The 22,934-nt window shown below is 70.7% G+C and carries 20 protein-coding genes and 1 tRNA gene; 9 read left to right on the top strand and 12 right to left on the bottom strand.

Features of this window, described 5'->3' with window-relative positions:
- Positions 1-151 precede the first annotated feature (151 nt).
- The 4 genes from galT to ABZ208_RS20025 all read left to right on the top strand — a co-directional run bounded on the left by galT (position 152) and on the right by ABZ208_RS20025 (position 4,358).
- Positions 152-1,204 carry a galactose-1-phosphate uridylyltransferase gene (gene galT / locus ABZ208_RS20010; RefSeq protein ID WP_356910798.1) on the top strand — a complete coding sequence of 351 codons (1,053 nt, stop codon included), beginning with the start codon at positions 152-154 and terminating at the stop codon, positions 1,202-1,204.
- Positions 1,201-2,169 carry a UDP-glucose 4-epimerase GalE gene (gene galE / locus ABZ208_RS20015; RefSeq protein WP_356910799.1) on the top strand — a complete coding sequence of 323 codons (969 nt, stop codon included), beginning with the start codon at positions 1,201-1,203 and terminating at the stop codon, positions 2,167-2,169. Before galT ends, galE begins: the two co-directional genes overlap by 4 nt.
- The gene (galK, locus tag ABZ208_RS20020; RefSeq protein ID WP_356910800.1) at positions 2,166-3,269 is read left to right on the top strand and encodes a galactokinase; all 1,104 of its coding nucleotides are present in this window, start codon (positions 2,166-2,168) and stop codon (positions 3,267-3,269) included. Before galE ends, galK begins: the two co-directional genes overlap by 4 nt.
- Positions 3,270-3,548: 279 nt before the next feature.
- On the top strand, positions 3,549-4,358 hold the full coding sequence (locus tag ABZ208_RS20025) for a response regulator transcription factor (protein WP_356910888.1): 810 nt from the start codon (positions 3,549-3,551) through the stop codon (positions 4,356-4,358).
- Here the strand turns inward: ABZ208_RS20025 and ABZ208_RS20030 are convergent.
- The gene (locus tag ABZ208_RS20030; protein WP_328399695.1) at positions 4,317-4,814 is read right to left on the bottom strand and encodes a MarR family transcriptional regulator; all 498 of its coding nucleotides are present in this window, start codon (positions 4,812-4,814) and stop codon (positions 4,317-4,319) included. The genes ABZ208_RS20025 and ABZ208_RS20030 overlap by 42 nt on opposite strands.
- 130 nt (positions 4,815-4,944) lie before the next feature.
- On the opposite strand from ABZ208_RS20030, the gene ABZ208_RS20035 reads away from it, so the two are divergent.
- Positions 4,945-5,766, top strand: coding sequence for a trans-aconitate 2-methyltransferase (locus ABZ208_RS20035; RefSeq protein ID WP_356910801.1), 822 nt, complete (start codon positions 4,945-4,947; stop codon positions 5,764-5,766).
- 180 nt (positions 5,767-5,946) lie between these two features.
- Here ABZ208_RS20035 and ABZ208_RS20040 read toward each other — a convergent pair whose 3' ends face one another.
- Entirely contained in the window at positions 5,947-6,648 is a 702-nt protein-coding gene (locus ABZ208_RS20040) for a TetR/AcrR family transcriptional regulator (protein WP_328399699.1), read from the bottom strand.
- Complete coding sequence (locus tag ABZ208_RS20045) at positions 6,645-7,625, bottom strand: fatty acid desaturase (protein ID WP_356910802.1); 981 nt, start codon at positions 7,623-7,625, stop codon at positions 6,645-6,647. The genes ABZ208_RS20040 and ABZ208_RS20045 overlap by 4 nt, the downstream gene beginning before the upstream one ends.
- A 213-nt stretch (positions 7,626-7,838) precedes the next feature.
- Here ABZ208_RS20045 and ppc point away from each other — a divergent pair, with 213 nt between their 5' ends.
- Positions 7,839-10,568 carry a phosphoenolpyruvate carboxylase gene (ppc, locus tag ABZ208_RS20050; RefSeq protein WP_356910803.1) on the top strand — a complete coding sequence of 910 codons (2,730 nt, stop codon included), beginning with the start codon at positions 7,839-7,841 and terminating at the stop codon, positions 10,566-10,568.
- Between the two features lie 75 nt (positions 10,569-10,643).
- Here ppc and ABZ208_RS20055 read toward each other — a convergent pair whose 3' ends face one another.
- From ABZ208_RS20055 to ABZ208_RS20085, 7 genes are all read right to left on the bottom strand, one after another.
- The gene (locus tag ABZ208_RS20055) at positions 10,644-11,324 is read right to left on the bottom strand and encodes an LPXTG cell wall anchor domain-containing protein (protein WP_356910804.1); all 681 of its coding nucleotides are present in this window, start codon (positions 11,322-11,324) and stop codon (positions 10,644-10,646) included.
- 188 nt (positions 11,325-11,512) lie between these two features.
- Positions 11,513-11,983: a hypothetical protein gene (locus ABZ208_RS20060; RefSeq protein ID WP_356910805.1), complete on the bottom strand. Its 471-nt coding sequence runs from the start codon at positions 11,981-11,983 to the stop codon at positions 11,513-11,515.
- Positions 11,984-12,071: 88 nt separating this feature from the next.
- Positions 12,072-12,665 carry an aminoacyl-tRNA hydrolase gene (pth, locus tag ABZ208_RS20065; RefSeq protein WP_356910806.1) on the bottom strand — a complete coding sequence of 198 codons (594 nt, stop codon included), beginning with the start codon at positions 12,663-12,665 and terminating at the stop codon, positions 12,072-12,074.
- Positions 12,666-12,787: 122 nt separating this feature from the next.
- Positions 12,788-13,390 (bottom strand): 50S ribosomal protein L25/general stress protein Ctc, encoded by a 603-nt coding sequence (locus ABZ208_RS20070; protein ID WP_356910807.1) that lies wholly within the window; start codon positions 13,388-13,390, stop codon positions 12,788-12,790.
- A gap of 221 nt (positions 13,391-13,611) precedes the next feature.
- A complete protein-coding gene (locus tag ABZ208_RS20075) occupies positions 13,612-14,589 on the bottom strand; it encodes a ribose-phosphate diphosphokinase (RefSeq protein ID WP_356910808.1) in 978 nt (325 codons plus the stop codon).
- A gap of 109 nt (positions 14,590-14,698) precedes the next feature.
- Complete coding sequence (gene glmU, locus ABZ208_RS20080; RefSeq protein ID WP_356910809.1) at positions 14,699-16,174, bottom strand: bifunctional UDP-N-acetylglucosamine diphosphorylase/glucosamine-1-phosphate N-acetyltransferase GlmU; 1,476 nt, start codon at positions 16,172-16,174, stop codon at positions 14,699-14,701.
- Between the two features lie 142 nt (positions 16,175-16,316).
- A tRNA-Gln gene (locus ABZ208_RS20085) sits at positions 16,317-16,388 on the bottom strand.
- A 198-nt stretch (positions 16,389-16,586) separates the two neighbouring features.
- Between ABZ208_RS20085 and ABZ208_RS20090 the strand changes: the two genes are divergently transcribed.
- On the top strand, positions 16,587-17,921 hold the full coding sequence (locus tag ABZ208_RS20090) for a histidine kinase (RefSeq protein WP_356910810.1): 1,335 nt from the start codon (positions 16,587-16,589) through the stop codon (positions 17,919-17,921).
- A 51-nt stretch (positions 17,922-17,972) separates the two neighbouring features.
- Here ABZ208_RS20090 and ABZ208_RS20095 read toward each other — a convergent pair whose 3' ends face one another.
- Positions 17,973-18,464: an SUKH-3 domain-containing protein gene (locus ABZ208_RS20095; RefSeq protein WP_356910811.1), complete on the bottom strand. Its 492-nt coding sequence runs from the start codon at positions 18,462-18,464 to the stop codon at positions 17,973-17,975.
- A 10-nt stretch (positions 18,465-18,474) separates the two neighbouring features.
- On the bottom strand, positions 18,475-18,981 hold the full coding sequence (locus ABZ208_RS20100) for a YwqJ-related putative deaminase (RefSeq protein WP_356910812.1): 507 nt from the start codon (positions 18,979-18,981) through the stop codon (positions 18,475-18,477).
- Between the two features lie 225 nt (positions 18,982-19,206).
- On the opposite strand from ABZ208_RS20100, the gene ABZ208_RS20105 reads away from it, so the two are divergent.
- Both ABZ208_RS20105 and ABZ208_RS20110 read left to right on the top strand, forming a co-directional pair.
- A complete protein-coding gene (locus ABZ208_RS20105; protein WP_356910813.1) occupies positions 19,207-20,187 on the top strand; it encodes an SMI1/KNR4 family protein in 981 nt (326 codons plus the stop codon).
- A gap of 7 nt (positions 20,188-20,194) precedes the next feature.
- Entirely contained in the window at positions 20,195-22,903 is a 2,709-nt protein-coding gene (locus tag ABZ208_RS20110) for an SUKH-4 family immunity protein (RefSeq protein WP_356910814.1), read from the top strand.
- Positions 22,904-22,934 lie beyond the last annotated feature (31 nt).

Raw genomic sequence — 22,934 nt, forward strand, 5'->3', positions numbered from 1 at the left:
GCGGAAAGCAGTCGTGTGCGCATCTGTCCGGAGAACCAGCGAACCGGGCTACCGGCGACCCGCCCGGTGGCGATCTGTCCGTTGACTGGGCTGTTGGCTTGTGATTTGTTGTGCGCGGTTCTGTTGGGTGGGAGTGGTGAGGGAGCTCCGAGTGAAGAAGACCTCGACCCGGCTCGCCGACGGCCGTGAGCTGCTCTATTACGACTCCCGCGACGACGCCGTGCGCGACGCCGTCGACCGCCGACCGCTCGACGCCGTCTCCACCACCGTCGAAATCCGTCACGACCCGCTCCTCGGCGACGCCGTGGCCGTCGCCTCGCACCGCCAGGGCCGTATCCACCACCCGCCCGCCGACGAGTGCCCCCTGTGCCCCTCGCGCGACGGGCGGCTCACCGAGATCCCGGCCGCCGACTACGACGTCGCCGTCTTCGAGAACCGCTTCCCCTCCCTGGCCGGCGGCGCGGGCCGCTGTGAGGTCGTGTGCTTCACCCCCGACCACGACGCCTCGTTCGCCGACCTCAGCGACGAGCAGGCGGCCCTGGTGCTGGAGGTCTGGACCGATCGCACCGCCGAGCTCGCCGTGCTGCCGCACGTGCGGCAGGTGTTCTGCTTCGAGAACCGCGGTGCCGAGATCGGCGTGACGCTCCAGCACCCGCACGGCCAGATCTACGCCTACCCCTTCGTCACCCCGCGCACCGAGCTGATGCTGCGCTCGCTCGCCGCCCACCGGGCAGGCACCGGCCGCAACCTCTTCGACGATCTGGTCGAGCGGGAACGCGAGGACGGTGTCCGGGTGGTGCTGGAGGGCGAGCACTGGATCGCGTTCGTGCCGTATGCCGCGCACTGGCCGTACGAGGTCCACCTTCACCCTCGGCGGCGGGTGCCGGATCTGCTTGCCCTGGACGAGGCGGCGCGCACAGAGTTTCCACAGATCTATCTGGAACTGTTGAGGCGCTTCGACCGGATCTTCGGCCGGAGCGATACGCGAACGCCGTACATCGCCGCCTGGCACCAGGCACCCTTCGCCGGGACGAATGACGTCAACCGGGACGACTTCGCCCTGCATCTCGAGCTTTTCACCATCCGCCGCACTTCCGGCAAGCTGAAGTTCCTCGCGGGTTCCGAGTCCGGTATGAGCGTGTTCATCAATGACGTGCCGCCGGAAGCCGCGGCCGAGCGACTGCGAGAGGTAGCGAGCGAGTGAGCAAGAAGTACCTGGTCACAGGTGGCGCCGGATATGTGGGCAGCGTGGTGGCGCAGCACCTGCTGGAGGCCGGCCACCAGGTGACCGTCCTCGACGACCTCTCCACCGGGTTCCGGGAGGGTGTCCCGGCGGGCGCCCACTTCATCGAGGGCCGCATCCAGGACGCCGCGCGGCATCTCGACCCCGGTTTCGACGCCGTGCTCCACTTCGCGGCGTTCTCCCAGGTCGGCGAGTCGGTCGCCAAGCCGGAGAAGTACTGGGCGAACAACGTCGGCGGCACGATGGACCTGCTCGCCGCCATGCGCTCGGCCGGGGTGCGCACGCTCGTGTTCTCCTCCACCGCGGCCACCTACGGCGAGCCGCGGTCCACGCACATCACCGAGTCCGACCCGACCGCCCCCACCAGCCCGTACGGCGCCTCCAAGCTCGCCGTCGACCACATGATCAGCGGCGAGGCGGCGGCCCACGGTCTCGCGGCGGTCTCGCTGCGGTACTTCAACGTGGCGGGCGCCTACGGCAGTTGCGGGGAGCGCCACGACCCCGAGTCGCACCTCATCCCGCTCGTCCTGCAGGTCGCCCTCGGCAGGCGCGAGTCCATCTCGGTCTACGGGGACGACTATCCGACCCCCGACGGCACCTGCGTCCGCGACTACATCCATGTCGCCGACCTCGCCGAGGCTCATCTGCTCGCCCTGGACGCCGCCCGTGCCGGTGAGCACCTGATCTGCAACCTCGGCAACGGCAACGGCTTCTCGGTGCGCGAAGTCATCGAGACCGTGCGCAAGGTCACCGGCCACCCGGTGCCCGAGGTCACGGCTCCGCGCCGGGGCGGCGACCCGGCGGTCCTGGTCGCCTCGGCCACCGCGGCCCAGGAGCGCCTGGGCTGGCGGCCGAGCCGTTCGGACCTCGCCGGCATCGTGTCGGACGCCTGGGCCTTCGCCCGCGGGAGGGAGAACGGGTCATGAGCGACGGTGTGTGGGCAGCGCCCGGAAGGGTGAATCTGATCGGTGAACACACCGACTACAACGACGGGTTCGTGATGCCCTTCGCGCTGCCGCACACCACGATCGCCACTGCCGCCCGCCGCGACGACGGGCTGCTGCGGCTGCACTCGGCGAACGCCGCGGGCGGCACGGTGCATCTGCGCGTCGCCGACCTGGCGCCCGGCAGCTCCGGCGGCTGGAGCGACTACCCGGCGGGCGTCGTCTGGGCCCTGTGCGACGCCGGCCATCCGGTGGCCGGCGCCGACATCCACTACGAGTCGACCGTGCCCGCCGGGGCCGGCCTGTCCTCCTCGGCGGCGCTGGAGGTCGTCACCGCGCTGGCCCTGAGCGACCTGTACGAACTGGGTCTGGAGCGGCAGCGCATCGCCCGACTGTGCCGGCGTGCCGAGAACGTCTATGTCGGCGCGCCCACGGGGATCATGGACCAGACGGCCTCCGCCTGCTGCACCGCGGGCCATGCGCTGCACCTGGACACCCGCGATCTCGCCCAGCGCCAGATCCCCTTCGACCTGGCGGAGCACGGCCTGCGCCTGCTGGTCGTCGACACCCGCGTCCAGCACTCCCACAGCGAGGGCGAGTACGGCAAGCGGCGGGCAGGCTGCGAGGCGGGGGCCGCCGCGCTCGGCGTCGATGCCCTGCGGGATGTTCCCTACGAGGCCCTGGACGCGGCCCTGGCGCGGCTCGACGACCCCGAGGTACGCGGCCTGGTGCGCCATGTCGTCACCGAGAACCACCGGGTCGAGCGGGTGATCGCCCACCTGGAGGCGGGTGAGGCCGAGGCGATCGGCCCGGTGCTGACCGAGGGCCATGCGTCCTTGCGCGACGACTTCCGGGTCTCCTGCCGGGAGCTGGACCTCGTCGTCGACTCGGCGCTGACCGCGGGCGCGCTGGGCGCACGGATGACGGGCGGCGGATTCGGCGGCTCGGCGATCGTGCTGACGCGGACGTCGGCGGCCGGTGCCGTTTCGCAGGCGGTCCTCGAGGAGTTCGAGGCGCGGTCGCTCACCGCGCCCCGCATCTTCTCCGCCACTCCGGCGGCGGGCGCAAAGCGTCTTTCCTGAAAGGCGATTGGCGACTTCCGTCTCGATGTGAAACATCAGAAACACCCAGCACACCGCGGGCAGTCAGTTCTGCAAATAGCCTTCCGCTCCCGGCCCTCGTCCGTACTCTGATGCACAACGCCGGTGGGGGCCGGTGTCGATCAGGGGGCGAGACAGTCGGGTACGACGCCCGGGGCGGGGTATCAGTCAGAGCACGGCGGCGGCCGAGCGAGCGCTGCATCACCCCATAACTCCGGGCGGCGTTCCCGCGCCGTTCTGTCCTCCGACACGTGGGGGTGTCTGGTGCGTATCCGGGTCCTGGTGGTGGATGACCACCGCATCTTCGCCGAGTCGCTCGCCGCGGCGCTGGCCGCCGAGCCCGATGTCGAGGTGGCCGCGGCCGGCAGCGGTCCTGCCGCGCTGCGCTGCATGGAGCGGGCGGCGGCCGAAGGGCGCAGGTTCGATGTGATGCTTGTCGACGCCGATCTGGGCGCGTCCGCTCCGTCCGCTGCGCAGCCCTTGGCCCAGGGCTTTTCCCGGGCCGTCGCGGTTCCGCTTGCCCGCGCCGTGCCGGACGGCGGCGAGGAGGCGATCGTCGACGGGATATCCCTGGTCGCCGGGGTCCGCGCGACCCGCCCCGGGGTGCGCACGGTCGTGCTGGCGGAGAAGGACGATCCGGGCCGGGCCGCGCTGGCGCTTCAGGCGGGCGCTTCGGGCTGGGTCGCCAAGGACTGTTCGCTGCAGCGGCTGCTCGCGGTGATCCGCGGTGTGCTGCGGGACGAGACGCATCTTGCGCCCGCCCTGCTCACCGGCGTACTGCGGGAGTTGACGGCCGCGCGCAAGCACCGCACGGAGAGCGAGCAGCTCGTGGAGTCGCTCACCCCGCGCGAGCGGGAGGTGCTGCGCTGCATGGTTGCGGGCCTGGGGCGCAAGGCTGTCGCCGAGCGCCTGTTCCTGTCCCCGCACACGGTGCGTACGCACATGCAGAACGTGCTCGGGAAACTCGGAGTGCACTCCACGCTGGCCGCCGTGGCGCTGGCCCGGCGGGCCGGGGTCGGACCGGTCGACCTAGCCGGGGATGTTGTCGAACGGGGCGGTCAACTGGCGTAGCAGCCCGGCCAGTTCGCCACGCTGGGCCCGTGACAGCTCGGAGAGGATCGAACGCTCCTGGGCGAGCAGTCCGGCCAGGGCCTGGTCGGCGCGGTCGCGCCCCTCGGGGGTGAGACGGACCAGTACCCCGCGCCGGTCGCTGGGGTCGGGGAGCCGCTCGACCAGGTTCTTCTTGGCGAGCCGGTCGATGCGATTGGTCATCGTGCCCGACGTGACGAGCGTCTGGGTGAGCAGCTGGCCGGGCGAGAGCTGGTACGGAGCCCCCGCACGCCGTAGCGAGGTCAGTACGTCGAACTCCCATGGCTCGAGCTGGTGCTCGGCGAACGCGAGCCGGCGGGCGCGGTCGAGGTGGCGGGCGAGCCTGGAGACGCGGCTGAGCACCTCGAGCGGTTCCACGTCGAGGTCGGGGCGCTCTCGGCGCCAAGCTGCGACCAGTCGATCGACCTCGTCCTCCATGTCGATCAGTGTAGAGGGTCTGTCGACATGAAGTCTCTTGACGTCAAGATATAGTCTGCTTGACTATTGGGCATGGTCGGGCCGGAGCCGTTCCACTTCGGCACACCGTTCCTGCAAGGGGGACTCGAACATGCGTTCCGTACCCACCTGGGACCCGCAGCAGTACCTGCGCCATGCCGGGCATCGCACACGGCCTTTCCTGGACATGCTCGCCCGGATACCCCAGCTCCCGTCCGGCCGTCGTCCACCCCGCATCGCCGACATCGGCTGCGGCCCCGGCAATGTCACCGTGCTCCTCGCCGACCGCTGGCCCGATGCCCGGATCACCGGCTTCGACCTCTCGCCCGAGATGCTCGCCCAGGCGCAGAAGGAGTACGCGGGCACCACCACCGGCGGTGGCTGGCTGGACTTCAGGCCCGCCGACGCCGCGCACTGGACCCCCGACGACCAGTACGACCTCATCGTCTCGAACGCCGCACTGCAGTGGGTGCCCAACCACCCCGAGTCGTTCAAGGTCTGGATCGACGGACTCGCCCCCGGCGGCACCTTCGCTTTCCAGGTCCCCGGCAACTTCACCGCACCCAGCCACGCACTCCTCGGCGAACTGTGCGAGTCCCCGCGCTGGCGCGGCAGGCTCGGCGACCACGGCCGGCGCTTCGTCCACATACTGGAGCCCGCCGAGTACCTCACCCGACTCGCGGCCCTCGGTTGCGACGCCGACGCCTGGGAGACGACGTACCTCCAACTCCTCGGTGGCGAGGACCCGGTGCTGGACTGGGTCAAAGGAACCGCCCTGCGCCCGGTGCTGACCGAACTCGCCGACGATCCGGACGCGACGGCCCGATTCCTCGACGAGTACCGGGAGTTGCTGCGCCGGGCCTATCCGCGCGGCCCGCACGGCACGGTGTTCCCGTTCCGCCGGATCTTCGCCGTGGCACGGAAGGTGAGCTGACGAAGTGGCGGTCCGGCCCGCACCTGCCGGACAGGACCCTGGAACAGCGCCCCGCCTGCGGCCGGAACCGCGACGGGGCGCTTTCTGTACCGTTCGCCGCTTCTGTACCCTTCGCCCTCCAGGGCAGGTCCCGGAGAGCCGGCTGCCGCGGGTACCCCGGCCGGACCGGTCCGGTGGCCGTCAGCTCTTGCGGTGCCCGATCAGCCGCGGCTTGGGCTCCAGGCCGTCCAGGCCGTGCCAGGCCAGATTCACCAGATGGGCCGCCACCTCGGCCTTCTTCGGACGGCGGGCGTCCAGCCACCACTGACCGGTCAGCGCCACCATGCCCACCAGCGCCTGCGCGTACAGCGGTGCCAGCTTCGGGTCGAAGCCGCGGTTCTTGAACTCCGTGCCCAGGATGTCCTCCACCTGGGTCGCGATATCGCTGATCAGCGACGCGAACGTGCCCGTCGACTGGGCCACCGGCGAATCCCGCACCAGGATCCGGAAACCGTCCGTGTACGCCTCGATGTAGTCCAGCAGCGCGAAGGCCGCCTGCTCCAGCAACTCGCGCGGATGGCCCGCCGTCAGCGCGCCCGTCACCATGTCCAGCAGCTGGCGCATCTCACGGTCGACCACCACCGCGTACAGGCCCTCCTTGCCGCCGAAGTGCTCGTACACCACCGGCTTGGACACCCCGGCCTTCGCCGCGATCTCCTCGACGGACGTGCCCTCGAAGCCCTTCTCCGCGAAGAGGGTGCGGCCGATGTCCAGCAGCTGCTCGCGGCGCTCCGCGCCGGTCATGCGCACCCTGCGGGAGCGCCTGCTCCCGGAAGGCCGGGGCTGGTCAGTTTTGCCGGTCCTGGTACTGGAACTGCCGTCGCTCGCCACGTGTTCAATCATGCCGCTTCTGCGGCGCTGTCCTTGCGGCGGGCCGCAATGCGGGACGCCTCCGGCCAGCGGACGTCGTACGCCCAGCCCAGCTGCTCGAACCAGCGGATGATCCGGGCGCTGGAGTCGACCTGGCCGCGCAGCACCCCGTGCCGGGCGCTCGTCGGATCGGCGTGGTGCAGGTTGTGCCAGGACTCGCCGCACGACAGCACCGCCAGCCACCACACGTTGCCCGACCGGTCACGCGACTTGAACGGGCGCTTGCCGACCGCGTGGCAGATCGAGTTGATCGACCAGGTGACGTGGTGCAGCAGGGCGACCCGTACCAGCGAACCCCAGAAGAACGCGGTGAACGCGCCCCACCAGGACATCGTCACCAGGCCGCCGACCAGCGGAGGGATCGCCAGGGACAGCACCGTCCAGTAGATGAAGTGGCGCGAGATCCGGCGCAGCGCCGGGTCCTTGATCAGATCCGGGGCGTACTTGTTCTGCGGGGTCCGCTCCCGGTCGAACATCCAGCCGATGTGCGCCCACCACAGGCCCTTCATCAGTGCCGGGACCGTCTCCCCGTACCGCCACGGCGAGTGCGGGTCGCCCTCGGCGTCGGAGAACTTGTGGTGCTTGCGGTGATCGGCGACCCAGCGCACCAGCGGCCCCTCGACCGCCAGCGAACCCATGATCGCCAGCGCGATGCGCAGCGGCCGCTTGGCCTTGAAGGAGCCGTGCGTGAAGTACCGGTGGAAGCCGATCGTGATGCCGTGGCAGCCGATGTAGTACATCACCACCATCAGCCCCAGATCGAGCCAGCTCACGCCCCAGCCCCAGGCCAGCGGCACAGCGGCGAGCAGCGCGATGAAGGGCACCGTGATGAACAGCAGGAGGGCGAACTGCTCCATCGACCCCTTGCTGTCCCCGCTGAGGGTGGCGGAGGGGAGGCCGGCCGTCGGCGCCTCCGAGACGTCGTCGAGCAGATCAGGACTTGTGGTCATGGGGTCCCCTGTGGGGTGGAAGAGACGGCTGAAGCGTGGCTACGGGTCCGTAACCTACGGCGACGTAAGTATGTCAGCGCCCGGCTGCACGGCAAGAGACCTGAGGACAACGTCAGGGAAATGGACACCTATCCTGGGTGACGTCGGACAGCGCGGTCCGCAAGCCTCCAGTACCCCTCCAGACGTGCTCAAACACTGCAAGGAGCCGCACCTGTGAGCAGTGCCGACCAGACCCCCACCGCCAGCCCCGAACTGCGCGCCGACATCCGCCGACTGGGCGATCTTCTGGGTGAGACCCTCGTCCGCCAGGAAGGCCCCGAACTGCTCGAGCTCGTCGAGCAGGTACGTGCCCTGACCCGAGAGAAGGGCGAGGCGGCAGCCGAGCTGCTGGGCGACACCGACCTGGAGACCGCCGCCAAGCTGGTACGCGCCTTCTCCACCTACTTCCACCTGGCCAATGTCACCGAGCAGGTGCACCGCGGCCATGAGATGCGCGAGCGCCGCGCCGCCGAGGGCGGCCTGCTGGCCCGCACCGCGGACCGGCTGAAGGATGCCGACCCCGAGCATCTGCGCGAGACGGTCAGGAACCTCAACGTCCGGCCCGTCTTCACCGCCCACCCCACCGAAGCCGCCCGGCGCTCCGTCCTCAACAAGCTGCGCCGCATCGCCGAACTGCTGGAGAACCCGGGGCTCGCTGCCGACCGGCGCCGCCACGATCTGCGCCTCGCCGAGCACATCGACCTCATCTGGCAGACCGACGAGCTGCGCGTCGTACGGCCCGAGCCCGCCGACGAGGCCCGCAACGCCATCTACTACCTCGACGAACTGCACGCCGGTGCCGTCGGCGACGTGCTCGAGGACCTCGCCGCCGAACTGGAGCGGGTCGGCGTCGAGCTGCCCCCCGGGACCCGGCCGCTGACCTTCGGCACCTGGATCGGCGGCGACCGCGACGGCAACCCCAACGTCACCCCCGCGGTGACCTGGGAAGTGCTGATCCTCCAGCACGAGCACGGCATCACCGACGCCATCGAGGTCATCGACTACCTGCGCGGACTGCTGTCCAACTCCATCCGCTACGCCGGTGCCACCGAGGAACTGCTCGCCTCGCTGCAGACCGACCTGGAGCGGCTGCCCGAGATCAGCCCGCGCTACAAGCGGCTCAACGCCGAGGAGCCCTACCGGCTCAAGGCCACCTGCATCCGCCAGAAGCTCGTCAACACCCGCGAGCGCCTCGCCAAGGGCACCCCGCACGAGATCGGCCGCGACTACCTCGGCACCGCCGAGCTGATCAGCGACCTCACCCTCATCCAGACCTCGCTGCGCGCGCACCGCGGCGGACTGTTCGCCGACGGGCGTATGGACCGGGTCATCCGCACGCTCTCCGCGTTCGGACTGCAGCTCGCCACCATGGACGTGCGCGAACACGCCGACGCCCACCACCACGCCCTCGGACAGCTCTTCGACCGCCTCGGCGAGGAGTCCTGGCGCTACGCCGACATGCCGCGCGAATACCGCGAGAGGCTGCTCGCCAAGGAGCTCCGCTCCCGGCGGCCGCTCGCGCCCACCCCGGCTCCGCTGGACGCCGCAGGCCAGAAGACCCTCGGCGTCTTCCACACCGTCAAGGAGGCCTTCGAGCGCTTCGGACCCGAGGTCATCGAGTCGTACATCATCTCGATGTGCCAGGGTGCCGACGACGTGTTCGCGGCCGCCGTGCTCGCCCGCGAGGCCGGCCTGATCGACCTGCACGGCGGCTGGGCCAAGATCGGCATCGTGCCGCTGCTGGAGACCACCGACGAGCTGAAGGCCGCCGACGTCATCCTCGAAGGCATGCTCGCCGACCCCTCCTACCGCCGGCTCGTCTCGCTCCGCGGCGACGTGCAGGAAGTGATGCTCGGCTACTCGGACTCCTCCAAGTTCGGCGGTATCACCACCAGCCAGTGGGAGATCCACCGCGCCCAGCGCAGACTCCGCGACGTGGCCCACCGGCACGGGGTACGGCTGCGGCTCTTCCACGGCCGGGGCGGCACGGTCGGCCGGGGCGGCGGCCCCTCGCACGACGCGATCCTCGCCCAGCCGTGGGGCACCCTCGAGGGCGAGATCAAGGTGACCGAACAGGGTGAGGTCATCTCCGACAAGTACCTGATCCCCTCCCTGGCCAGGGAGAACCTCGAGCTGACGGTCGCCGCCACCCTCCAGGCCTCCGCCCTGCACACCGCTCCGCGCCAGTCCGAGGAGGCGCTGGAACGCTGGGACGCGGCCATGGACACGGTCTCGGACGCCGCCCACGCCGCCTACCGCACGCTGGTCGAGGACCCGGACCTGCCTGCGTACTTCTTCGCGTCCACGCCCGTCGACCAGCTCGCCGAGCTGCACCTCGGCTCGCGGCCCTCGCGCCGTCCCGACAGCGGAGCAGGTCTGGACGGACTGCGCGCCATCCCGTGGGTCTTCGGCTGGACGCAGTCGCGGCAGATCGTGCCGGGCTGGTTCGGCGTCGGCTCCGGTCTGAAGGCGCTGCGCGAGGCCGGCCTGGACACGGTCCTGGACGAGATGCACGAGCAGTGGCACTTCTTCCGCAACTTCATCGCCAACGTCGAGATGACGCTGGCCAAGACCGACCTGCGGATCGCCCGCCACTACGTCGACACGCTGGTGCCCGGACACCTCAAGCACGTCTTCACCGCGATCGAGGCCGAGCACGCACTGACCGTGAGCGAGGTCCTCAAGGTGACCGGCAACGAGCAACTCCTCGGCTCCAACCCGGTGCTCCAGCAGACCTTCGCCATCCGGGACGCCTACCTGGACCCGATCTCCTACCTCCAGGTCTCGCTCCTGGCGCGCCAGCGTGCCGCTGCCGAGCGGGGTGAGGAGCACGACCCGCTGCTCGCCCGCGCCCTGCTGCTGACCGTCAACGGGGTCGCGGCCGGCCTGCGCAACACCGGCTGACCAGGCCGCCGGCACACGGAAGGAGGGTGCCTTTGCCGAGAACCTCGGCAAAGGCACCCTCCTTTGTCACCGCTGTCAGCTCTGGCGGCCCTGACGGCGGCGCGTCAGCAGGAACCCGCCAACTGCGACGAGCGCGGCCGCGGCAGCCGACAGCAGACCGACCGGCGCGCCGTTGCCGGTCTCGGCGAGATCGCCGTCGGAGCTGCCGGGGCTCGGGGCCGTGCTCGGCTCCTCGCCCGCCGGGCCGGTGGCGGCCGGGCTCGAGGGCTCCTCGCCCGGGGTGGACGGCTCGGCGCTCGGCTCCTCGCCCGGCGTCGCACTCGGGGACCCGGACGGCGCCGGGCTCTCGTCCTCGCAGTCGGACTTGAACACCTTGTGCTTGGCGCTGCCGTTCTCGCCGTCGAAGTTCCAGAACAGCTTGTACTGGCCGTCGGGCAGGGTCATGTCCTCGGTGCGCTCGTGGCCGTCGGCGTCGAGGGTGAGCGAGCCGGCCTTGACCGTCTCGCCCTTGTCGAGGTCGTTGCCGGCCCAGGCCTCGATGTGCCAGACGACCTTCTGGGCGGCATCGAATCCGAAGGCGTCGAGGTAGAACTCGCAGACCTTCGGCTCGTTCTTACGGAGCTCTTCGCCCGTCTCGGCGTCGTGGATCTTCACGGTGCCGTTGTCGCCGGGCGGGGTGGCGAGCGCGGAGGGAGCAGCCATCAGCGTGAGCGCTGCGGCCGCCACCAGGGCGCCGGTGGAGGTGAGGGTACGCATGGGCAGTCAGTCCATCGTGAGGGAGGGAATGTGCCGTGGGGGGCGGCTCAGGCTCCTGCCTGGCGCCGCGGCCGGTCAAGATTCCTCGTGCCGCATACGTACCGAGCAGCACCCTTCGACCGGATAGTCCCGATAACGATCAGGTGAACGTGACGTTCCGGTAAGCGATTTCGAGCTCCGCAGGCCCCTCAGAGCGCCAGGAACGACGCCACCAGCAGCGACCCGCCCGCCAGTCCCGCCGCCCACGCGAGACGTGTCAGCCGCAGTCCGCCACCGATGACCAGGCCCGCGAGCACCAGCCCCCCGCCCAGCGGCAGCCACGCGTGCAGGGCGCCCGCCCAGCCTGTTCGCAGCAACTCGTCCTTGCCCGGCTTCGCCACCACCGCGAGGGTTGCGCCCTTCTCGACGGCCACCGACTTCTCGATCGTCATGCCGTCGCGGGGTCCCTGGGAACCCTCCGGGTCGTACGCCCCTGTGCACGTGTCCTCGCCGCAGCTCGCGACGGTCAGCGTGCCGTGCTCCCGGCCCTTGGAGAGCAGCACATGCTGGGCGTCGCCCCACGATGACCAGAACCCCGCGACGACGAGCAACAGAGCGACGAGCGCCATCGCCGCGTTACGCGCATGGACCAGTATCCGGCCGGAGGAGTTCCGCTTCATGGGGCGCGATCCTTGGCCATGCGAATGCGCTCGGTCAACCTCCGGCTGGGCCGACGCGATGAAGATCTCAGCGGCCGGCCGGTGCCACTCAGGAGTTGTACGCGCTCTGCGCCCGCTCCAGGCCCTCGGTGACCAGGCACTCCACCCCGTCCGCCGCGCGGTCCACGAAGTAGTCCAGCTCCTTGCGCTCCGCCGGCGAGAAGTCCTTCAGCACAAAGTCCGCGACCTGCATCCGTCCCGGCGGCCGGCCGATCCCGAACCGCAGGCGGTGATAGTCCGGACCCATCGCCTTTGTCATCGACTTCAGTCCGTTGTGCCCGTTGTCCCCGCCGCCGAGCTTGATCCGCAGCGTGCCGTAGTCGATGTCCAGCTCGTCGTGCACGGCGACGATGTTCGCCGTCGGAACCTTGTAGAAGTCCCGCAGCGCCGTCACCGGGCCTCCGGAGACATTCATGTACGACATCGGCTTGACCACGATCACCCGCCGGCTCGCGGGTCCGGGCGCCCCGATCCGGCCCTCGAGAACCTGCGCCTGTGCCTTCTGGGCGCGCTTGAAGGTGCCGCCGATACGCTCGGCCAGCAGGTCGGCGACCATGAACCCGACATTGTGACGGTTCGCGGCATACCCGGGCCCGGGGTTGCCGAGACCCGCGATCAGCCAGGGTTCGTTCGCGTCGGACATCGCGCTGCGTCTCCTCGTACCAAAGGCCGAAACCGAAAACCGAAAACCGGAAGCGGGAACAGAGGAACGGGGCGGCAGGCCGCAGCCCACCACCCCGTCAAGCCTCACAGAGAGGATACGGCTCAGGCCTCCGCGGCCACTTCGCCCTCGGCCGCCTCGGTCTCGGCCTCGGCAGCCGGCTCCTCGGCCTGCGCGGCCAGGATCTGCAGGACGACGGTGTCGTCCTCGACGGCCAGGGTCGTGCCCTTGGGCAGCGGGATGTCCTTCGCGAGCACCGACGCGCCACCCTCCAGGCCCTCCACGGAAACCGTGAAGGACTCGGGGATGTGGGTGGCCTCCGCCTCGACCGGCAGGGCGTTCAGCACGTGCTCGAGCAGGAAGTTGCCCGGGGCCAGCTCGCCCTCGGCGACGACCGGAACCTCGACCGTGACCTTCTCGCCGCGCTTCACGAGCAGCAGGTCGACGTGCTCCAGGAAGCCCTTCAGCGGGTCACGCTGCACGGCCTTCGGGATCGCGAGCTCCTTCTTGCCCTCGATCTCCAGGGCCAGCAGGACGTTCGGGGTACGCAGGGCGAGCAGCAGCTCGTGCCCGGGCAGCGTGACGTGGACCGGGTCGATGCCGTGGCCGTACAGAACACCGGGAACCTTGTTGTCACGGCGGATACGACGGGCGGCACCCTTGCCGAACTCCGAACGGACCTCAGTGGCGAGCTTCACCTCGGACATGTGCACTCCTCGTAAAGAAAGATCTGGTGGCGGTCACCCGGCCACGACAGGCCTGCTACGAAGAGCGCGTCGATAACGGACCGCCGCACACACGGTGCGGCCTCCCTCGCCGAGCAACTTCGACAGTCTATGCACGGCGGCCCCCGGAACCCAATCGATCACCGGCCGGGCACACGGAAGGCCGCACCCGGCGAAACGGGTGCGGCCTTCCGGAGCCGTGTCTAGCCCTGCTCCTCGAACAGACTCGTCACCGAGCCGTCCTCGAACACCTCACGCACCGCACGCGCGATCGTCGGCGCGATCGACAGCACGGTGATCTTGTCGAGCTCCAGCTCACCGGGGGTCGGCAGGGTGTTGGTCAGAACGAACTCGCTCACCTTCGAGTTCTTCAGACGGTCGGCCGCCGGGCCGGACAGGATGCCGTGCGTCGCCGTCACGATGACGTCCTCGGCGCCGTGCGCGAACAGCGCGTCCGCGGCCGCGCAGATCGTGCCACCCGTGTCGATCATGTCGTCCACCAGGACGCAGACCCGGCCCTTGACCTCACCGACGACCTCGTGAACGGTCACCTGGTTGGCGACGTCCTTGTCCCGGCGCTTGTGCACGATCGCCAGCGGGGCGTCCAGCCGGTCGCACCAGCGGTCGGCCACCCGCACGCGGCCCGCGTCGGGGGAGACGACCGTCAGCTTGTTGCGGTCCACCTTCGCACCCACGTAGTCCGCGAGCACCGGCAGCGCCGACAGATGATCAACCGGGCCGTCGAAGAAGCCCTGGATCTGGTCCGTGTGCAGATCGACGGTCAGGATGCGGTGCGCACCCGAACACTTCAGCAGGTCCGCGACCAGACGAGCCGAGATCGGCTCACGGCCACGGTGCTTCTTGTCCTGACGGGCGTAGCCGTACGACGGGATGATCACGGTGATGCTCCGGGCCGAAGCCCGCTTCAGAGCATCGATCATGATCAGCTGTTCCATGATCCACTTGTTGATGGGAGCCGTGTGGCTCTGCATCACGAAGCAGTCCGCGCCGCGCGCCGACTCCTGGAAGCGGACGTAGATCTCGCCGTTGGCGAAGTCGAAAGCCTTGGTAGGGACGAGGCCGACACCCAACTGGTGTGCAACCTCCTCGGCCAGCTCGGGGTGGGCGCGGCCGGAGAAGAGCATCATCTTCTTCTCGCCGGTCGTCTTGATCCCGGTCACAGCACTGTCTCCTCAGACGTGTTCCCTGGCCGCGAGAGTTCTGGGCGCGAGCCAGCCGAATTTGCGTGCACCAATCACGGTACGCCGTGTTCGACGCACCTGTTTCCGGTCAGTTCTCCTCGACGACCCGTTCTGTTGCCGCTTCGGCCGCCTGCGCGGCCGCGCTCCCCGGACGCTTTCGGGCCACCCAGCCCTCGATATTCCGCTGCTGGCCCCGGGCGACGGCCAGTGAACCGGCCGGCACATCCTTCGTGATCACCGAGCCCGCGGCCGTGTAGGCGCCGTCCCCGATCGTGACAGGAGCCACAAACATGTTGTCCGACCCGGTCTTGCAGTGAGACCCGATGGTGGTGTGGTGCTTGGCCTCTCCGTCGTAGTTCACGAACACGCTCGCGGCGCCGATGTTCGTGTAGTCACCGATCGTCGCGTCCCCCACGTACGACAGATGCGGCACCTTCGTCCCCTCACCCACGGACGCGTTCTTCATCTCGACGAACGTGCCCGCCTTGGCCTTCAGGCCGAGCCGCGTGCCAGGACGCAGATACGCGAACGGACCCACCGACGCCCCCTCGCCGACCACCGCGGAGTCCGCGACGGTGGTGTCCACCCGGGCGCCCGCACCGACCGTGGTGTCGGTCAGCCGCGTATGCGGACCCACCTCGGCACCCTCCGCGACATGCGTGGCGCCCAGCAACTGCGTCCCCGGATGCACCACGGCATCCGGCTCGAACGTGACCGTCACATCCACCAGCACCGACGCCGGATCCACCACGGTCACACCGGCGAGCATGGCCCGCTCCAGCAGCCGCTCGTTCAACAGACGGCGCGCCTCGGCCAGCTGGACGCGGTTGTTGATGCCGAGGATCTCCCGGTGATCGGCGGCCACCGACGCACCCACGCGGTGCCCGGCCTCCCGCAGGATCCCGAGCACATCCGTGAGGTACTCCTCGCCCTGGCTGTTGTCCGTGCGGACCTTGCCCAGCGCATCCACGAGCAGCCGGCCGTCGAACGCGAACACCCCGGAGTTGATCTCCCGGATCGCACGCTGCTCGTCGGTGGCGTCCTTGTGCTCCACGATCGCGGTGACCGCCCCGGTGGCCGCATCGCGCACGATCCGCCCGTACCCGGTGGAGTCCGGGACCTCGGCGGTCAGCACGGTGACGGCGTTGCCGTCGGCGGCGTGGGTGGCGGCGAGTGCGGTCAGGGTCTCGCCGGAGAGAAGGGGAGTGTCACCGCACACGACGACCACGGTCCCTCCCCCGGAGCCTTCGGCCTGGGGGGACCCCCAGGTGCCCCCGAGCTCCTCGAGTCCCATGCGTACGGCATGCCCGGTGCCGTTCTGCTCGGCCTGGAAGGCGGTACGGGTACCGGCGTAGTGCTCGCCGAGATGGGCCTCGACCTGCTCGCGGGCGTGGCCGACGACCACGACGAGCTGTTCGGGGTCGAGTTCACGGGCGGCGCAGACGACATGTCCGACGAGCGAGCGCCCGCAGATCTCGTGCAGAACCTTGGGGGTCCTCGACTTCATGCGGGTGCCTTCACCCGCTGCGAGGACGACGACGGCTGCCGGGCGGTTGGCGCTCACGGGAATGCCCTTCGGCTTCGGGTGGTGGACACCCCGAGGATACCGGGGGGACCCGTCCTGAACTGGTGGGTCCCCCGGACCTCCAGCGGCGGGAAACGAATGCGGGTCCTGACCGGTGGAGGTCAGGACCCGAGCTGTTCAGCTCCCCCGCCAGGACTCGAACCCGGACATAAGGCACCAAAAGCCTCAGTGCTGCCAATTACACCACAGGGGATTAAGTCTGACTAAACCGGACAGTTGGTCAGGCCGTCGGACCAGCACCCAACACTATGCCGTACCAAGGGCCTTCGATGCGACGCCATAGCCCGGTGCATGCTCGGTGCACGGTCGACCGTTCCGGGAGCCGCCGGACACGTTCCGTGCTCATTCGGTCCCCCGAAAATGACTCGCGCCCGCCCGTAGGCTGGAACGCATGACCACAACGGGGGCGCAGCAGGAAGTCACGGGTTCGACCACCCGTGGCCCGCTGTGGTGGGGGCGGCGGCGCAGTGCTGCGCTGGACGTGGGGCTGGCTGCCGTCTCTGCCTTTGAGTGCGCGCTGGAGGGGGTCGGGTTCGCGGAGAGAGCCGCGTTGCCTGTACCGCTCGGCGTGCTGTTCGGGCTGGTTGTCGGCTCGGTGCTGGTGGTGCGGCGGCGGTGGCCGATCGCCGTGGTGCTGGTGTCGATCGCGACCACACCGGCCGAGATGGGCTATCTGATGGTCCTGGTCGGGCTCTATACGCTCGCCGCGTCGGAGGTGCCGCGCCGGATCACGGCGATGCTCGCGGGGATGTCGCTGGCCGCGACGTTCATCGTGGCGTTCGTGCAGGTGCGCCAGGACGTGGCGGCGGCGGAGGACTTCCGGCCGGGGGCGTGGTACGCGCCGGTGATGGCCGGGTTCATGGCACTGGGCCTGACCGCGCCGCCGGTGCTGCTCGGGTTGTACATAGGCGCCAGGCGGCGGTTGATGGAGAGCCTGCGGGAGCGGGCGGACAGCCTCGAGCAGGAGTTGTCGCTGCTGGCGGACCGGGCGGAGCAGCGGGCACAGTGGGCGCGAACCGAGGAGCGGACGCGGATCGCGCGGGAGATGCACGACGTGGTCGCGCACCGGGTGAGTCTGATGGTGGTGCATGCGGCCGCGCTGCAGGCGGTGGCGCTCAAGGACCCGCAGAAGGCGGTGAGAAACGCGGCGCTGGTGGGGGACATGGGCCGGCAGGCGCTCACGGAGCTGCGGGAGATGCTCGGGGTGCTGCGGGCGGGCGAGAGCGAGAAGCGGACGGTTCCGGTGGCGGCGGTGGCGGTGCCGCTGGCGGCGGTCGGGGTGGCGGCGGCCGCCGCTGCCGCGGCGGCGGCCGAGGACGGGCCGTCGCTCGATGACATCGAGGCGCTGATCGGGCAGTCGCGGCAGGCGGGGATGGTGGTGGAGTTCGCGGTGCACGGGGATGCGCGCAGTTATGCGCCGCAGGTGGAGCGGACCGCGTTCCGGGTCGTCCAGGAGGCGCTGACGAACGTCCACAAGCATGCGGCGGGTGCGAAGGTCATGGTGCGCCTGGCGCACCGTGACTCGGAGGTCGCGATGCAGGTGGAGAACGGTGCTCCGGACGCGTCGGGCGGTGCGGCGATTGCCGGGCTGCCGAGCGGGGGCAACGGTCTGGTGGGTATGCGGGAGCGTGTGACCGCCCTGGGCGGGGTGTTCGTGTCGGGCCCGACGGACACGGGTGGATTCCGGGTCTCGGCGGTGCTCCCGGACGGCGTCGCTCAGGAGTGAGGCTGCGGCGGCGCGGTCCGGCGGCGTGAGGCACGCCCGCAGGCTGCGGCGTCACCCCAGGGTGAGGCGTGCGGGCAGCATCCCGGTGATCAGGGTGCCGAGAGCCTGGTCGATGTCGGGGCCGAGGTACCAGTCGCCGGTGTGGTCGATGCTGTAGACGTGGCCTTCGATGTCCATGACCAGGACGGCCTGGTGGTCGCCCTCCATACCGAGCGGGGAGATCTCGGTGTCCAGCGCGCGGCCGAGGTCGGCGAGCGTACGGGCCAGGTGGAGGCCGGCGAGGGGGTCGACGTGCACGGGCGTGGGCGCGTGCTGGCGGCCCGGTCCGAGGGCGGTGATGTGCAGCCCGCCGAACTCCGCCCATGCCTCGACGACGGCGGGGAAGACGGTGTGCCGGTGGCCTGCCGGTGAGACATGGGCGCGCAGGGTGTCGGCCCACTGCTCCGCCTGCTTGATGTCCCAGCGGCCCGGCTGCCAGCCGGATTCCCGCAGGGCGGCGTCGACGGCGACGGGGAACCGCGTGGTGCTGAGGTGGTCGGGCATGTGTGCGGGGTCAGCCGATCTCGGGTGCGTGCGGGTCGACGGGGTGGACCCCGAAGTGGTCGAGCATGGCGGAGCAGGACCGGCAGGGCGGCGCGTAGCTGCCGTGCAGCGGGTCACCGTCCTCCCGGATGCGCCGTGCGGTGAGTTTGGCCTGCTTGAAGGCGCGCCGGGCCTCGCTGTGGGTCAGCGGTTTCCGCTGGGCGCGCTTGGAGCGCTGGTTCTCGGTGGCGGCCAGATGCCGGGAGAGCAGGATGGCTTCGGGGCAGCGCCCGGTGAACCGTTCGCGCTGCCCGCTGGTGAGGGTGTCGAGGAAGTCCTGTACGAGCGGGTGAAGGACAGGCGGCTGGTCGGCCTTGCCCGCGGTGCAGGTGAGGGTCTGGCCGCGCACGGAGAGTGCGGCCGCGACGGCGGGCAGGATGCCGTCGCGCCGGTGCCGGAGTCCGGGCGGCCGTCCGGACTCGGCGCTGCCCCAGTTGAGGCGTGGATCACCCGACGTACTTGGTTGCGCTGTGTGCATGGTGCGTTTGTCCCTCCCTGCACTCCCCCGAGTTGCGGGGACAGCCTGCCAAATGGGAAGGGTGGTGTGGAAGCTGGGGCGCGGAAACGTGTGAAACGTGTCGCCGCGTCGTCACTGGGTCACCCGAATGTGACTGTTCGTTACGGAAGCGGAGCGCCGGATCCTCTTGATGCGGCACCGCTTAGGCTGTGCTGAATCAGTCGGACGCAGCAGGGGGCAACCGCCATGACGACAGGTCGGCTCGGGCACGCCGCGCCACCGAACGCGGCCTACGCCGGGCAGGTCGTGAACTTCCCGGACCCGGTCCGGGCCTCCCGCCACCCCAGGGGTGTGCGTGTGGACGAGAACGGCTATCCGGATTTCTCGCCGTACGCGCGCGCGGCGGCGGACATCGCCGAGCCCCCGGAGGGCTTCGGCGTGGACGAGCTGCGCCTCACCGACTATGTGTCGGCGAATGCGGCGCTGTCGGCCGAGGGCCACGAGTTGTGGGACACGATTTCCTCGGTGGCGACTCCGCACGGCTGGACCTGGCACCACGTGCCGGGTACGCGCCGGCTGGAGCTGGTTCCGGTGGAGGTGAAGGCGCTGCTGCGGCATCACGGTGGGCTGGCGACGACGGCGGTCGACCAGAACAAGCGTGGTACACGGCCGTTGCAGGAGACCCGGCCCGCGCATTTCGGTCTGCCGAAGGGTGCGGTGTCGGTGACCGAGCAGCAGTTGCTGAGTGTGGAGGAGGATCTGGGATACCGCCTTCCTGGTGCGTATCGCTCCTTCCTGAAGGCGGCCGGCGGCTGTGCGCCGGTGGGGGCTGCGCTCGATGCGGAGCTCGGACTTCTGCTCGATCAGCCGTTCTTCACGGTGCGTGACGAAGCCGCGGTCAACGACCTGGTGTACGTCAACAAGTGTCTGCGGGACCATCTGACGAAGGACTACCTGGGCGTCGGCTTCGTCCAGGGTGGGATCCTGGCGGTGAAGGTCAGGGGCTCCGGGACCGGTTCGGTGTGGTTCTGCGCGTACGACGACGCCCGTGACCAGGACGGGTGGAGTGTGCAGGAGCGGGTGGAGCGGCTGTTGCTGCCCTGCGGTGAGGACTTCGACGCGTTCTTGCAGCGGCTGGCGGGCAGTCCGCCGGAGCTGGAGACCGTGGCGAACCTGATGGTGGACGGCGGCTTCGCGCGTGCCGTTCCGGTTCCGGACGAGGGGTGACGGTCCGATGGTGACGTTTGCGCAGGCGCAGGAGCGCGCCGAGGAGTGGGTCAACGGCGATGTGCCTCCGTATCAGCATCGTGAGGTGCGGGTGCGGGAGTTCGAGCTGGGCTTCGTGGTCTGGGCGGAGGACCGCGAGGGCGGCGTCCGTTCGGACGGCGGCCGGCAGCGGATGGTGATTGCCAGGGACAGCGGTGAGGCGACGCTGTGGCCGGGACTGCCGGTGGGTGAGGTGATCCGCCGGTACGAGGAGGAGTACGGCGTCGCGCAGCAGAGCGCGCCCGCGCCGGAGCCCCCGCAGCGGATCGATCTGAACCAGACGTCGTTCCTGTTGAGCCCGCCGGAGTGGCTCCAGGACGCGGCGGACAGGCTGGGTATTCCGGACCGGCGTTCGGGTGCGGGGACACGGGACGCGGCGCCGGCCCCCGCCTCTTCCGGCTCCGGGCCGTCGGGGGCCTCGGCTCCGACGCCTGTGACGCCGGGTACTGATGAGTCGTCATCTGTGCTCACGGGGCCGGTCGATGCGACCCCGTCCGCCTCGGGTGCGTCCAATGCCTCGCAGGCGGGCGGGAGTTCGTCGTCGCCCGGCTCGTCGTGGCCCGCCGCCGGTTCGTCCCTGGGGGGCAACGCCTCGCAGGGCGGCTCCGCGTGGCCCAGTGCCGGCGGTGCCGACAGCCATGAGCCGACGGCCGTGCCGGGCGCGCCCGCCCCGCAGTCGGGGGGCTCCGGCTGGACGGACGCCAGTGTCTCGGGGCAGGGCGACGGGTCCGTGCCGCTTCCGGCGACGGTGTTCGCGCCGCCGATCTCGGGTGACGACCGTGACGACACACCGCCGCCGGCCGTGGGTGCGGATGCGCCGACGGCGCTGATGTCGGGTGGCAGCCAGTTGCCGAGGACGGCGATCGTGCCGGGTCTGAACCCGCAGCCGCAGCCGCCCGCGCCGTCCGCTCCCGCGCCGTCCGCCCCTGCGCCGTCTGCTCCCTCGCAGGCTGCGACACCGCCCGTGCCGCCCGCGCCGCAGGTGCCCGGGGCCACGCCTCCGCCGGTGGCGCCCCCCGTGCCCGGTGCCGCCGACATTGCCGATGCGGCGACGAGCAAGGCGGTGCTGCCTCCGCGCGGTGCGCGCGGCGGCAACAACGCCCCGCCTCCGCCGCCCGGCGCGCCGGGTGTCCCCGGGGCGCGGCCGGGTGCCGCTCCTGCGCCGGCGTCGGGTCCGGGTGCTCCCGGTGCGCCGGCGGCCGGATATCTGCCGACGCAGCTCGTCTCCCAGCTCGGCCCGGACGCTCCGCAGCCGCCGGGTCCGCCCGGTCCGCCGCCTGCGCCCGGTGCGACGCCGCCTCCGGGCGCCGGTGCCCACCACGCCGCGACGATGCTCGCCGACCCGGGCCAGATGGGTCCGGGGGCGCCCCAGCCGCCGGGTCCGCCCGGTCCGCCGCCTGCGCCCGGTGCGACGCCGCCTCCGGGTGCCGGTGCCCACCACGCCGCGACGATGCTCGCCAACCCGTCGCCGATGGGTCCGGGGGCGCCCCAGCCGCCCGGTCCGCCGCCTGCGCCCGGTGCGACGCCGCCTCCCGGCGGCGGTGTGCACCATGCCGCGACGATGCTTGCCAACCCGTCGCCGATGGGCCCCGGCGCTCCACAGCCTCCCGGCCCGCCCGGCCCCGTTCCGCATGCACCGCAGGCGCCGATGGGTGCCCCCGGCATGCCGCCGGCGTACGGGTATCCGCAGCAGCCGAGCGGTGTGCCGACGGTCGGTCCCGGCTACCAGGCGGTGCTGCGCTACCGCGCCCCCGACGGCTCCGAGCAGCAGCTCATCCGCCGCTCGGCGCCCGGTACCCCGCACCCGGAATGGCAGATCTTCCATGAGCTGCGCGGGATGAACGTCCCGAGCGACCAGGTCCTGGAGCTGCACACCGAACTGGAGTCCTGCGAGCTGCCGGGCGGCTACTGCGCCCGGATGATCCGGGAGACATGGCCCCAGGCGCGGATCACGAACATCGCCCCGTACGGCAGGGATCACGCCAGCCGTCAGGGCGGTATGCAGCAACTGCTCATCCATCAGGGCGAGTTGCATCAGGTCGCGGACGGCCCGGCCCGGCCCGCCCCGGTGCGTGCGCCGCTGCCCCAGGTACCTCCGGCTCCGCCGATCCCGCCGGAGGGGATCGCGCAGGAGCTGGTGGGCGCGTTCGGACCGCAGGGCCTGTGCCGGTTCGACCAGCGGGCCGTGTCGCGTCAGGGGGTGCCGGAGGTCGTCGCGGCGACCCTGGTGTGGGCGGGTCTGCCGGGCGACTTCAACCCGTTCTTCTGGGCGCAGCCGGCCCAGCCGGTGGTGCCGACCCTCGCCGAGCTCGCGGCTCAGCGGCAGGTTCAGCCGGCCTCGGACGCGGGCTCGTACCTGGTGGTCGGCAGCGACTTCGGCCGGGCGATCTGCGTCCAGTACGGCACGGCGCACATCGTCGCGGTGCCGGTCGAGGCAGGCCCGGGCGGTCAGCCGGTGGCGCCGCAGTTCGTGAACACAGGTCTGCCGGAGTTCGTCCGCTGCCTGGCGCTGCTCGGCCGCATGTGGCGGCTGCGCTTCGGCCTCAACCCGGAGCAGGCGGGCCGCTGGACGGTCGACTTCCAGGCCCAGCTCGCGGCCCTGGACCCGGCGGCGCTGGCGTCGCCGGAGAGCTGGTGGTCGGTGCTGCTCGAGCAGATGTGGGACGGGCTGCTGTAGGCACGCTGACCTGGAACGCTGACGAAACCGG

The organism is Streptomyces sp. NPDC006208 (assembly GCF_040613775.1).
Classification (GTDB): Bacteria; Actinomycetota; Actinomycetes; order Streptomycetales; family Streptomycetaceae; genus Streptomyces.

Coding starts and splice junctions, on each gene's coding strand:
- ABZ208_RS20105 (WP_356910813.1), top strand. CDS start 19,207: ATGACGACAGGTCGGCTCGGGCACGCCGCGCCACCGAACGCGGCCTAC.
- ABZ208_RS20090 (WP_356910810.1), top strand. CDS start 16,587: ATGACCACAACGGGGGCGCAGCAGGAAGTCACGGGTTCGACCACCCGT.
- ABZ208_RS20095 (WP_356910811.1), bottom strand. CDS start 18,464: ATGCCCGACCACCTCAGCACCACGCGGTTCCCCGTCGCCGTCGACGCC.
- galK (WP_356910800.1), top strand. CDS start 2,166: ATGAGCGACGGTGTGTGGGCAGCGCCCGGAAGGGTGAATCTGATCGGT.
- ABZ208_RS20035 (WP_356910801.1), top strand. CDS start 4,945: ATGCGTTCCGTACCCACCTGGGACCCGCAGCAGTACCTGCGCCATGCC.
- ABZ208_RS20045 (WP_356910802.1), bottom strand. CDS start 7,625: ATGACCACAAGTCCTGATCTGCTCGACGACGTCTCGGAGGCGCCGACG.
- ABZ208_RS20070 (WP_356910807.1), bottom strand. CDS start 13,390: ATGTCCGAGGTGAAGCTCGCCACTGAGGTCCGTTCGGAGTTCGGCAAG.
- ABZ208_RS20040 (WP_328399699.1), bottom strand. CDS start 6,648: ATGATTGAACACGTGGCGAGCGACGGCAGTTCCAGTACCAGGACCGGC.
- ABZ208_RS20055 (WP_356910804.1), bottom strand. CDS start 11,324: ATGCGTACCCTCACCTCCACCGGCGCCCTGGTGGCGGCCGCAGCGCTC.
- ABZ208_RS20060 (WP_356910805.1), bottom strand. CDS start 11,983: ATGAAGCGGAACTCCTCCGGCCGGATACTGGTCCATGCGCGTAACGCG.
- ABZ208_RS20100 (WP_356910812.1), bottom strand. CDS start 18,981: ATGCACACAGCGCAACCAAGTACGTCGGGTGATCCACGCCTCAACTGG.
- pth (WP_356910806.1), bottom strand. CDS start 12,665: ATGTCCGACGCGAACGAACCCTGGCTGATCGCGGGTCTCGGCAACCCC.
- ABZ208_RS20030 (WP_328399695.1), bottom strand. CDS start 4,814: ATGGAGGACGAGGTCGATCGACTGGTCGCAGCTTGGCGCCGAGAGCGC.
- ABZ208_RS20110 (WP_356910814.1), top strand. CDS start 20,195: ATGGTGACGTTTGCGCAGGCGCAGGAGCGCGCCGAGGAGTGGGTCAAC.